We start from the raw sequence: 12248 nt of genomic DNA, 5'->3' as shown, positions 1-12248 counted from the left end.
ATTTTAAAGGATGAAAAATAAACGAGAAGCAGGAGGCAAACACATGAAAATTGGTATTATTGGTGCAATGGAGGAAGAAATCAAGGCGTTGCGGGAACAGTTGATTTCACCGCTTTCTTGGGAACGCGGCGGCGCACTATTTATTTCAGGAAGTATCGGCAATCATGAAGTGATCGTCGTTCGTTCAGGTATTGGCAAAGTTCTGGCATCGATCACCACTAGTTTATTGATCCAACAATATGGGGTCAATATGGTGATCAATACTGGATCAGCTGGTGGGATCGGTGCCGGCTTACAAGTAGGGGATTTAGTGATTTCAGATAAAGTGGCCTATTTTGATGTCGATGTGACGGGCTTTGGTTATGAATATGGCCAGCTGCCTGGCGGGATGCCTTTGTATTATGAAGCCAGCCGCTATTTGATCAGTGAGATGACGAAAGCCGCAGAAGCGACTCATCATACCGTGAAAAAGGGACTGATCGTTACCGGTGACAGCTTCATTCATGACCCGCAAAAAGTACAGGAGATTTTAGGACATTTTCCAGATGCCTTGGCTTGTGAGATGGAAGGCGCCGCGATCGCACAGACCGCGCAGCAATTCAATATTCCTTTCTTGATCGTGCGCGCGATCAGCGACACCGCCGACCACGCAGCAACCGTCTCTTTTGATGAGTTTATCTTAGAAGCTGGCAAGCGTTCCGCTGAAATGGTCTTGGCATTCGTTGAAACATTAAAGTAACTTAAAAAACAAGAGAGCCGATTCGTAAGAGGAGGAAGGAAGCATGAGAGCATTACTATCCATTGATTATACGTTTGATTTTGTTGCAGATGAGGGACGATTGACCACGGGTGCTGCTGGGCAAGCGATTGAAGCTGCCTTAGTGGCTCGGACGCAAGCCTTTATCGAAGCCGGTGAGTATGTCGTTTTTGCCATTGATCGTCATGAGGAAACAGACAACTATCATCCTGAAAACCGCTTGTTCCCACCCCACAATCTTGCGGGCAGTACGGGGCGACATCTTTACGGCCGTCTAGCACCGCTTTATGAAAACTATCAGGAAGCGCCAAATGTCTATTGGATCGACAAGCGTCATTACTCCGCCTTTAGCGGTACCGACTTGGACATCCGTCTGCGGGAAAGAGGGATTACGGAATTGTACCTGACCGGCGTTTGTACCGACATCTGTGTCTTGCATACAGCAGTGGATGCCTATAATTTAGGCTACCAACTGGTGATCGATGCAGATACCGTTGCCAGCTTTGACGCGGTCGGACATGAATGGGCACTACGCCATTTTGAAAATACCCTGGGCGCGAAAATCATTTCTGCGAAGGAGGAAGCATAAATGGGATGGATGGATCAATTAAAAGCAAATTTCAGTTTCAGTGAACTGATTAGCCTTTATCAAGCGTATCAAAAAGGGGATCTAGATGTGAAGGCGTTGTTGAACAATGACTTCTTACAAAAGTATACGGATTTTCAGAACTTGGATGAGTTTATGGCTAAATTAGGCATCCAGAATGAAAACCAAATCTTCGACTTTCTAAAAGACCGCCCCAATCGGCAAAAAGCCGATCAAGTCGTCAATGTGCATTCCCAATTTGATTCTGTGATCAGTATGATGAAAAAAGCTTTACAGAAATAAACAACGATAGAAGAAGGAGCCTTCGAAAATCAATTGATTTTCGAAGGCTCCTTCTTTATATATTAATTGGTGGGTTATGTAACAAATTGATTTTTATTTGCTACCACATACCCCAATTATTAAGCTGTCTAAAGTTTAGCCGGCTGTTTCGTGTACCCGCTAAAGTATTGATGGCAGCAAGATCAATAATAGATACGTACATTGTCGCCATAGCGGTAACATACATGGTAGCGATTCCCGCTATCCCAATTGGATTTGCACCCATAAGTAGAAGAAAGACAGAGTCTAAAACGGTGTCATACATCCCTTTTAAAGCCTTTTTCGAAGCTTGATCGATGGTTTCTTGTGTATCGATCATCTTGGAAATTTCTTCCATGAATTTTTCTGGGGAGTTTATGGATTCTAATGAAGGTTTTTCTTCAGTGAAATATTTATGAATAGCATCAATAAAAGAGGCTCCATGTTCTAAGGTCTTATATCCCGCAATGGATTTTTTTACGTTAGAGACATGATTTTTAAGGTTATAGATATCTAGATTTGAAAAATAATCTTTGAGACTAGTTACCGTATCATAAGATGATAACGCAAAATTCAAGTACTTGGTTCCCGTAGTGGTTCTAAGAAAGGCATTGTAAGCGTTGGTGTCATTGAAGGTGTAATATTCAGGGTAGTAACGAAGGGGAAGTCTGTCACCCACCAGCCCAGCATTGCGATCATAATCATGCACATCAAAATAATAAAGCATAAATGTGTGCATAAGTTGATCATTGGTGGGATTGTTCCCGTAAATTCTGGTGGCAAATTGTTTGACTTTAGGAAACTCAAAAGGAACGACCGGCGTAACAGCTGGTAAATTTCTTTCTGAACGCTCCTCTGTTGGCATTAGTGACTGGTACTGTAAATTTTCAAAATCGATACTCGTATTAGCAAAGATTTCCAAAGATAAACCGATTTCTACTAGCTCTTCTTCAAGGGCGACCAATAGATTCGCTTTTTCGTAATGGTCATCAGGAACATCTGCAAAATTGCCACTCTCACTGACAGCATATGCCGTGATTGGTGAGAAAAAACCACTCAGTAAAATGACAAGTAACAATATAACTGAATATTTTTGCTTCAATTTTTGCTTCATTTCAATTCCTCCTCATAATTAAAGTTTGACAACACGTGTTATACAAGTTAAATTTATCATATAAAAAGACAAAAATGAATTATTTTATTTAAATTTGATTAATTTGTTTAAAAAATGTAGGATTAGTTATTTCGCCTTAATTTTTGAAGGTATCCCTAAGCAGATAACCTTGCTTGCTAAAAGAGGAGGGAAGTGAAAAAATTCAAGATATTCGACGATGATACAACTAAAGGAAAATTGTATGCTTTGATTGATTATCTAGTGATCACCTCAGCCCTTTGTTTTAGTGCATATCATTCTTTTCCGCTTACGATTCCTAAGTATTTACATATTCCGGGGACGAACGAGTATATGGTAGGTGGCTTATTTAGCGTATTAATGTCCTACTCTCTTTATAAGACCTATTTGTTGAATGCGCATAAAAACATTCCTAAAGAAAAAAAACATAGTATAGAAATCAGTTTTTTTCTCGGCTTACTCGTCTCTTTTATTTTGCTTTTATTCAGATCAGAAAGCTTAATTAATCATTTGCTTTTTCGAAACCAATTACCTTTGGAACAGATTATGTATCACTTAGATCGATTGTATTTTCTCAATCTACGTATGTTACTGTTCGCTTTGATACGGTGTTTATTCGCTTTTGATTACTATCAAGCCTTTTATTACAAAAAAAGAAAATGCTACATGGGCTATATTTATGTATACAGCTTTTTATTTCTAGTAGGAGGTGCACTCTTCTATATGTGGATCATGTCCATAAACTTTTTATTTCGCAAATAGTGTCTTCGGAGTTTACGTCCATACCTCAGTGCCGTAGGAAAAGTTTTTTCAAAAATATACTCAGTTATGAATAGCATAGGGGGCTTTGTATTGGGGAAAACGGATCAAGTGACGTTATACAAGCGAAAAGGAAAAATCTATTCCATCATTGATCATATAATTATGGGGGCTGCAATATTAATTGAAACATATCATAGCTCCCCAATTAGACCTATAATTCGTGGGAGATCAGATATTCGTGGGATTGGGTTGTCGGCTGTGAGCGCAATGGTGTTTTTGCTAGCTTGGGAGACAACTTTAAGTTTAAACCGTCATGAGCTTGTTCCTGAATACAAAAAGCATATCGCTGGAATTGAGCACTTTTTCTTCTTCTTGGTTGGTTTTTTTATCTTGATTTTCACTGCCGATCCCTTGATTGGTTTACTATCTCGAACGATACCGGTAGAGAAAATCACCTATCATCTGGAACGGCTCTACTTTCTTCATTTTTTTATGATGTTCTATGTTTTGGTGCGGTGTGTATTGGCATTCGATTATTATCAAGCCTTATATTATGAAGATAGAAAATGCAGGATGTATTATGTCTTGCTTTGTTTTTTCGTAGGCATAGTTATCACACGTGTTCTTCTAGGGGTTCTTTCGTTAGTTGTCTCGTTCATTTATCACTTCTAAAAAATCCATTAGCAAAAGACAAGACTCAGCTGATTAAAAGATTGTCTTTCAATCGAATAAGTTTGTTACAGGATTGCTTTATTTAAATTGTGAGGAGGTTTTTAATGTGTTGAAAAAAAGATATCAACCCCTTGATAGTTATCAGCGAAAAGGGAAGATCTATTCCATCATTGATTATGTAATCTTTGGGAGCGCAATAATTTTTGAGAAATATCATAGATTCCCACTCAGGCCTTATAGACCCCCAATCAGACCTATTGGAACTCTTGGAACTTCAGATATTCGAGAGATTGGGTTAACGGCTGTGAGTGCAATGATTATGATACTAGCCTGGAATACAACTTCAAGTTTAAACCGTCATGAGCTTGTTCCTGAATACAAAAAGCATCTCGCTGGAATTGAGCACTTTTTCTTCTTCTTGGCTGGTTTTTTTATCTTGATTTTCACTGCCGATCCCTTGATTGGTTTACTATCCCGAACGATACCCTTAGAGAAAATCACCTACCATCTGGAACGGCTCTACTTTCTTCATTTTTTTATGATGTTCTATGTTTTACTGCGGTGTGTATTGGCATTCGACTATTATAAAGCCTTTTATTATGAAGATAGAAAATGCAGGATGTACCATGTCTTGCTTTGTTTTTTCGTAGGCATAGGTATCATTCATATTCTCCTAGGGGTTCTTTCGTTAGTTGTCTCGTTCATCTATCACTTCTAAAAAATCCATAGCAAAAAGACAAACCCTAGCTATCTATGGTTTGTCTTTTTCTTACGCTATTGTTTACCAGATCTGCACACGATCTTCTGGTGCACGATACATAGGGTCACCAGGTTTGATATCAAAGGTTGTATAGAATTCATCGATGTTTTGAACTTGGATATTGGCACGTAGTTTCGCTGGTCCGTGGACATCGATCGACAGTAAGAGCTGTTGGTATTGTTCTTTGGCTTTTGTACGCCAGATCTTCGCCCAATTGGTGAAGAAGTCTGCTAAAGAAACATCGCTTTCTTTTTGCGCTGCTTCTAGCGCACAGCTTAGTCCGCCTGCATCGGCGATGTTTTCAGAAACAGTCAACGTTCCATTTACGGTACCGCCGGCAAAGGGCAGGCCATCAAACTCGTCGATCATCGCTTGAGCTAAGCGTTCAAAGTGGGCCAAATCTTCTTCTGTCCACCAATTGTTTAAATTACCATATTCATCAAATTTTGCCCCGTTGTTGTCAAAGGCGTGGGAGATCTCATGAGCAATGACCGCGCCGATCCCCCCATAATTTGCGCTGGTGGATTGTTCCAAACTATAAAAAGGTGCTTGTAAGATTGCCGCTGGGAAAACGATCACGTTTTTAAATGGGTGATAGTAGGCATTCACGGTAGCGGCGGACATTTCCCATTCCTCGCGATCCACGGGCTGCTGCCATTTTTTGAAGGCATCTTCTCGGAACAAACGATTGAAATGCAGGGCATTTGCCAGCAGACTTTTCTCTTCATCGGTATGCAATTGGTCATAAATGGCAGGAACTTGATCAGGGTACCCGACATGGATGCCTAAACGATTCAATTTGATGATCGCTTTTTGGCGAGTTTCTTCACTTAACCACGTGTTGTTGCGCAAACGATCTTGGTAGACAGCAATCATTGTTTCCACCATGTGTTTGACGTCTTTTTTCGCCGTTTCCCCAAAGTACTTGCGTCCATAATAATCACCGATCACTTGACTAAAATGACCCATCGTTAAGTAATAAGCCGCTTTTTGTTGGGGAGCCGCTTCATCGATCCCTGATAAGTAGCGGCTGTAGGTTCCGCCTAACTGACGCAATTCTTCACTCAGATAGCTAGTATAGCGCAAGCTTTGGTTGACGATCATCCAGCCTTTCAAGAGTTCAAAATGGCTATCAGAAACAATAATGTCAAAGGCTTCAAAGTAAGCGGGTTCCGTTACGATCAGCTCTTCTGGTGTCCCTGGTAAAAGGGCCGTCAAGAGTTGTGTAAAATCGATCTTGCTGGCTTGCTTTGCAAATTCTTCCAAGGAGCGAGGATTGTAATTTTTGCTATAATCCGCACTTTCTTCCGCACTGCGGACATGAGGGGCGATCAATTTATCAAAAGCGATCGCTTGCTCTACCAACGATTCCGCTTCTGCTTGGTCTTTTCCATAAGCAACTAAAACGTTGACGGCCATCTCAAAGTAGACTTGCAGCATTTCGCTTGCTTGGGGATTTTCTGTGTAATAGGTTTTATCCGGTAAAATAGTAGCAGGCGGATAGACCGACAAAGTATTCATTTGCGCATTTTTCATGTCTGCATCGACATCTAGTTGGAAAGGCAAGGCAATGCCCTCTAAAACGAAACTTGCCAGTTGCTGATTCAATTCCTCGTAAGAAGGCAACGCTTCGATTTTTGCTAATAGTGCATTTGCTTCAGTAGCGCCAGCTGCCTCTCGTTGGGCAAAATCGCTGGCTAAGCGGTAAAAAGCCACAGCATCCTTCATGCGGCCTTTTGGCGTAGCATGGGGATCGTGTGCCATATTTTCAAATTCTGCGATCATTAAGGAATCGATTCCGTCAACGAGATCTTGGAATCCACCCGTAGCGGGTTTATCTGCTGGAATAACAGCGGTCTCCAGCCACTCGCCATTTACATAGTCATAAAAATCATCTTTTAACAAGGTTGTCATGTCTTTCGCTCCTCTCGCTTTCTACTATTATGAAACAAAATCTGTAAGGACGCAAAGAAAAGTTTTCTAGACGAAAAAGGGTTTTGATCCAAGTAGGAGGAGAATCTAAGGTATAATAAGAAAAAAGGCAGGTGAACGAGATGGAACAAGTAGAGTGGAAAGGGATCGCCGAAGAGCGGTTTCGTCCGTATAAGCAGTGGGTCACTCCTTCAGGGTATTTATGCGGCACCTATGCGGCAGCCGTCTTTTTGGCCTACTATCAAGATTACATCGATGAAACGATCATCCCGAAAGCGTTTCGTAGAAAAAAACAGCGGGATCTGACAGTAGTGACGGAAATGCTGCGGGTGCTGATTCAGCCTCATGGGTTGCCGACGATCGCTTGGCAGGTCAGTCATGGATTGACTCGGTTTTTCGATCAATTCCAATTGCCTTACCGCGGACGTGCGACTGTTGTTGGCGGCTGGCATCGAGCGTGCAAACGAATCGATGAAGGCAAACCGGTGATCATCGGTATTTTGAAGCCTTTAGGCAGCACGTATGGCAATCATTGGGTCGTGGCTTACGCCTACGCTGAAACCGCCAGCGGAGAACGCTATTTTAAAGTTCATGACAACTGGGGCAACTACAAAAAAGTGATTCCCGCCAGTTGGGTAAACGGTACCGTCACACTTCCTTGAACGAGACGGTTAAAAAAACAGTCACTTTGTGCTAGAATAGAAGAAAACAACCACATTCATTGGAGGCAATCATGGGCGAAAGTTATAAAGATAGTTCGTTGAAAATTTTTAGTTTAAATGGAAATTTACCATTAGCAGAAAACATTGCGAAAGTTTTCGGTACAGAACTAGGGAAGTCAAAAGTGACACAGTTTAGTGATGGAGAGATTGCCATCAATATCGAAGAAAGTGTGCGGGGCGACCATATTTATATCATTCAATCGACGAATGAACCCGTCAATGATCACTATTTAGAGCTATTGATCATGATCGATGCGATGAAACGGGCTAGTGCGAAGACCATCAATGTCGTTTTGCCTTATTACGCATATGCGCGGCAAGACCGAACCGCCAACCCGCATGAGCCGATCACTGCAAAATTGATTGCCAATATGCTGGTGGAAGCAGGGGCTTCTCGAATCTTGACGCTTGATCTGCATGCCGTCCAAGTTCAAGGATTTTTCGACATCCCAGTGGATAATCTCTTTACGATCCCATTGTTTGCCCATTACTATCGCGAACAAAAAATGACGGGTGACGACTATGTCGTAGTTTCACCAAAAAACAGCGGTGTCCAACGGACCCGTAGTTTGGCAGAATACTTAGATACAGCGATCGCGATCGTCGATCAAGATGAAGCCGATGGCGGCTATGTGATCGGTGATGTCGTTGGGAAAAAATGTATTTTGGTTGATGACATTTTAAATACCGGCCATACATTGGCAAAAGCGGCAGACTTGTTGAAGGAAGCTGGTGCCAGCGAAGTGTATGCTTGTGTCTCTCACGCCTTGCTTTCACCGCCTGCTAAAGAAATTTTGGATCAATCAGCGATTGAAAGTATTTGTGTCACCGATTCTTGCTGGACCAGCGTAGAACGCCATCCAGAAAAACTGCACTACATTTCTTGTGCCGAATTGATGGGGGAAGCCGTTCGCCGCATTCACGAAAATACACCAATGAGTCCATTGTTCCGCCTGGAAAGCAAAGAGTATAAATAAAAATATGAAAAGCACCCGCTATCCTTAGGGACGGCGGGTGCTTTTGCATGTAAGGGGAAGTGGATCAGACCCAGCGGATCAGTTCAACTGGTTGCGGTTTAAGACCGTTTCTCGTTTGATCAGCTTATGTGGTACGACCAGCTGTACGCCGTTTGAATCTTCATGATTCAATTGCGCCATCAGCCGTTCGGTAGCGATTTTTCCTAAGGACAACACGTTGATATCGATACTAGTCAAATACGGATGGGTCAAAGTAGCAAAGATCGAATTGTTGAAACTGATGATGGATAAATCGTCGGGGACTTTGTAGCCATACATCGTCGCTAATTGAATGATCCGCACAGCGAACAGATCATCGATCACGACGATGGCCGTTGCTTGGGATTCTTTGATCGTTTCTTCAAACGTGACGTAATCTTCCGCTTTTTCAAAGGTCAATGCTGGGTAAAAGGGGAGATTTGCCAGCATCATGGCTTTTTGGTAGCCGAAGAAACGCTCGAAATACAGGTTTTCATGGGTCGTATTGGTAGCAAATAATATCTTCGTATGCCCTTGGGCGATCAGATGCTCAGTTGCTTGCTTGCCTAACAACTGGTTGTCATTATCGACAAAAACGATTTTGTCTTCATTGCTGTATGGTTGACCAATCAAGGTAAAAGGGACTTCTTTTTCGACCAGATAGTCGATGATGGGGTCTTTTTCATCGGAATAGACCAAGATAAAGCCATCTACTTGTTTTTGCAGGTGCATCCGTTCCACGTTTTTTAGTAATGTAGCAAAGTCACGGGCGGAGGCAACGGCAACCGTCATTTGATGATGGCGGGCCTCTTCATTGATGGCTTCGATCGTTTCTAAATAAAAGGGGTTTCCTAGTCGTTCTTTCGAATCAAGAGGCGGCAAGATCACGCCAATGGCACTGGATATCTGTTTGCCGAGATTTCGAGCCGCAAGATTGGGGACATAGCCCATTTCTGCCATTACTTTGCGCACTTTCTTCTTGGTATCTTCAGAAATGCTGGGATGATCGTTTACGACACGAGAAACCGTGGATGTAGCGACGCCAGCCTTTTTGGCGACATCTTTGACCGTAATGCTCACTGATTTCCCTCCTTTTTTAGCTTATAGTATCACAAAGTGTCGGCACAAGGGTAGAGCCAATCAAAAGAAAGAAGAAATGCAGACATTTCTTCTTTCAGAAGGCTTGTTTAGTTGATCGCTGTACTGATTTCGTCTTCTAAAACATAGTCTTTGCCATACAACTTGATTGGCAATGCCTCACCGCTGATTTTCTTCAATGTCACCGTTGACTCATTGACGGAAACAAAGAGCGGACGTCCACGATAGTTGATGTGGAAGGCGTAGCGGCTCCACGTTTTAGGTAAGAATGGCGCAAACCCTAAGTGATCGTGATCAGTTTTCATTTGAGCAAAACCTTGAACGATCGCTAACCAGCTGCCGGTCATAGAAGTGATGTGCAAGCCATCATCGGTATCATTGTTGTAATTGTCCAAATCAAGACGAGCAGTCCGCTCATACATTTCCAACGCTTTTTCTTCCATGCCTAATTCCGCTGCTAAAATCGCATGGATACTTGGAGAAAGGGAAGATTCATGCACTGTCATCGGCTCATAGAAATCAAAGTTCCGTTGTTTTTCTTCTTTGCTAAATTGATCGCCGAAGAAGTAGATACCTTGCAAAACATCGGCTTGTTTGATAAAGCAAGAGCGCAAGATATGATCCCACGACCAATTTTGGTTCAACGGCAAATGTTTTGGATCAAGATCGGAAACGGGCATCAAGTCTTTGTCTAAGAAGGTATCATGCTGGACGAACACACCAAGCTCTTGGTCTTCTGGGAAGTACATATTGTCGATGATGTCTTGCCATTTGGCTTGTTCTTCGTCAGAGATCGTGACCGTCGCTTCGTCTTTGAAGGTTTCATAGCTGGCTAAGGTATAAGCTAAGACCCAAGTAGCCATTTTATTGGTGTACCAGTTGTTATTGATATTGTTTTCGTATTCGTTTGGTCCTGTAACGCCATGGATCATGTATTTTTGCTGGCGTTTTGAATAGTGGACACGATCTGCCCAGAAACGTGAAATCGCGCTTAACACTTCTAATCCTTCTTTTTTCAGGTAACTTGTATCGCCAGTATAATTCGTATAGTTGTAGATGGCATAAGCGATGGCACCGTTTCGGTGGATTTCTTCGAAAGTGATCTCCCACTCATTGTGGCATTCGATCCCAGTGAAGGTCACCATTGGGTAAAGGGCACCTGCTAAGCCTTGTTTTTGCGCATTGATATGGGCTTGCGGCAATTGGTTGTGACGGTATTTCAACAAGTTACGGGTCACTTCTGGTTTTGCTAATGCCAAATACAATGGAACTGCATAGGCTTCGGTATCCCAGTAAGTCGCACCGCCATATTTTTCACCAGTAAAGCCTTTCGGTCCAATGTTCAAGCGCTCGTCTTCGCCATAATAGGTTGAAAACAATTGGAACAGGTTGAAACGAATCCCTTGTTGCGCCGCAGCATCGCCTTCAATGATCACATCGGCTAAATCCCAGCGGGCTTTCCAAGCAGCGACTTGTTCTGCACGCAACGCATCATAATCTGCTTTGTATAAAGTGCCTAATTCGGTGACTTTTGCTGGATGATCATGAGCGGGAACATCACGACTCGTAACGATCAAGACTTCTTTGATCAATGAGAAGGTGTCACCGGCTGTTCCAGAAAAGGCAAAGGTATCAGCAACGCAAAGCTCGCTTTTCACGGAATCGATCGGTGTTTGGCTATGACGCATAGCAGAAGTGACAGTAAAGCGTTCAATGTCAAAATTATTTTCTACGGTCCGAGTGGTCAAGTAATGGAAAGTTTCGGTTTGACCATGAGCCAATTCTTCCCAGAAACGTTCGTCGTAGTTGCTGTCTTCATTATGGACATTGTTATCTAGTTTAGAAACGACTTTGATCTCAGCGTCGCCTTCAATGATCTCAGCGTCCATCTTAATGAGGGCAAGTTCACGTTTTACGATGCTCAAGAAGCGTTCAAAAGAGAATTTTACGGTGGCGCCTGCCAAAGTGACAGTAAAGTTGCGGCGTAAAATCCCGGTTTCCATGTCTAGTTCTAAACGGAAATCACTTGGGCTGATTTTTGCTAAGTCGACTAATTGGTCATTGACAAATAGGTCCATTGCAATAAAGTTGACCGCGTTGATCACTTTGCCAAAATAGTCAGGGTAGCCGTTTTTCCACCAGCCGACACGGGTTTTGTCTGGGTACCAGACACCAGCGATATAAGTACCTAAGTGATGATCGCCGCTGTATTGTTCTTCAAAGTTGCCGCGCATTCCCATGTAGCCATTCCCGATACTTGTTAGCGACTCTTGCAGTCGACGATTTTCTTTATCTAAGGTAGATGTCGCGATTTTCCATGGATCGATCTCGAACAATCGTTGGATTTTTTTCATGAAAGTCCCTCCAGAATCTTTTTGATATCTCTATCATAAGCGCAAACGATTGCATCGTCAAGTGAAAGTTGTTGCGTTTAAAGAATTTCCTGTAAGGAAACATCGAGAAAGAGAGATTCAGTTATATAAAGGTGAAAAAGCGAATAGAATCCCTTTT

11 protein-coding genes are annotated in these 12248 nt (G+C 42.4%); 7 read left to right on the top strand and 4 right to left on the bottom strand.

Annotated elements, in window-relative coordinates; all coding sequences use genetic code 11:
• The first annotated feature begins 43 nt into the window (after positions 1-43).
• Genes IGI73_RS14180 through IGI73_RS14170 form a run of 3 tightly spaced genes read left to right on the top strand, consistent with a single transcriptional unit; the run spans position 44 to position 1646 of the window.
• Positions 44-739, top strand: coding sequence for a 5'-methylthioadenosine/adenosylhomocysteine nucleosidase (locus tag IGI73_RS14180; protein ID WP_005227823.1), 696 nt, complete (start codon positions 44-46; stop codon positions 737-739).
• Between the two features lie 43 nt (positions 740-782).
• On the top strand, positions 783-1346 hold the full coding sequence (locus IGI73_RS14175; RefSeq protein WP_005227824.1) for a cysteine hydrolase family protein: 564 nt from the start codon (positions 783-785) through the stop codon (positions 1344-1346).
• Positions 1347-1646 (top strand): hypothetical protein, encoded by a 300-nt coding sequence (locus tag IGI73_RS14170; RefSeq protein WP_428206795.1) that lies wholly within the window; start codon positions 1347-1349, stop codon positions 1644-1646.
• Between the two features lie 100 nt (positions 1647-1746).
• On the opposite strand, the gene IGI73_RS14165 is transcribed toward IGI73_RS14170, so the two are convergent.
• Complete coding sequence (locus IGI73_RS14165; protein ID WP_428206794.1) at positions 1747-2778, bottom strand: hypothetical protein; 1032 nt, start codon at positions 2776-2778, stop codon at positions 1747-1749.
• 870 nt (positions 2779-3648) lie between these two features.
• On the opposite strand from IGI73_RS14165, the gene IGI73_RS14160 reads away from it, so the two are divergent.
• Both IGI73_RS14160 and IGI73_RS14155 read left to right on the top strand, forming a co-directional pair.
• Complete coding sequence (locus IGI73_RS14160; RefSeq protein WP_428206793.1) at positions 3649-4230, top strand: hypothetical protein; 582 nt, start codon at positions 3649-3651, stop codon at positions 4228-4230.
• Positions 4231-4336: 106 nt separating this feature from the next.
• Positions 4337-4948: a hypothetical protein gene (locus tag IGI73_RS14155; RefSeq protein ID WP_428206792.1), complete on the top strand. Its 612-nt coding sequence runs from the start codon at positions 4337-4339 to the stop codon at positions 4946-4948.
• A gap of 63 nt (positions 4949-5011) precedes the next feature.
• Here IGI73_RS14155 and IGI73_RS14150 read toward each other — a convergent pair whose 3' ends face one another.
• The gene (locus IGI73_RS14150; RefSeq protein WP_128488007.1) at positions 5012-6904 is read right to left on the bottom strand and encodes a M13 family metallopeptidase; all 1893 of its coding nucleotides are present in this window, start codon (positions 6902-6904) and stop codon (positions 5012-5014) included.
• Positions 6905-7044: 140 nt separating this feature from the next.
• Here IGI73_RS14150 and IGI73_RS14145 point away from each other — a divergent pair, with 140 nt between their 5' ends.
• Together IGI73_RS14145 and IGI73_RS14140 are read left to right on the top strand one after the other, a co-directional pair.
• Complete coding sequence (locus IGI73_RS14145; RefSeq protein ID WP_005233534.1) at positions 7045-7584, top strand: C39 family peptidase; 540 nt, start codon at positions 7045-7047, stop codon at positions 7582-7584.
• Between the two features lie 71 nt (positions 7585-7655).
• Positions 7656-8621: a ribose-phosphate diphosphokinase gene (locus tag IGI73_RS14140; protein ID WP_428206791.1), complete on the top strand. Its 966-nt coding sequence runs from the start codon at positions 7656-7658 to the stop codon at positions 8619-8621.
• A gap of 78 nt (positions 8622-8699) precedes the next feature.
• Here the strand turns inward: IGI73_RS14140 and IGI73_RS14135 are convergent, their stop codons facing one another.
• Positions 8700-9719, bottom strand: coding sequence for a LacI family DNA-binding transcriptional regulator (locus IGI73_RS14135; RefSeq protein ID WP_005227844.1), 1020 nt, complete (start codon positions 9717-9719; stop codon positions 8700-8702).
• A gap of 107 nt (positions 9720-9826) precedes the next feature.
• On the bottom strand, positions 9827-12091 hold the full coding sequence (locus tag IGI73_RS14130) for a glycoside hydrolase family 65 protein (protein ID WP_438759265.1): 2265 nt from the start codon (positions 12089-12091) through the stop codon (positions 9827-9829).
• Positions 12092-12248: the final 157 nt, after the last annotated feature.

The sequence above is a fragment of the Enterococcus sp. DIV0755f genome, assembly GCF_051713725.1.
Lineage (GTDB): Bacteria > Bacillota > Bacilli > Lactobacillales > Enterococcaceae > Enterococcus_D > Enterococcus_D casseliflavus.
The sequence above is the reverse complement of the archived record's forward strand: the minus strand, read 5'-3'. Positions and strand labels throughout refer to the sequence as shown.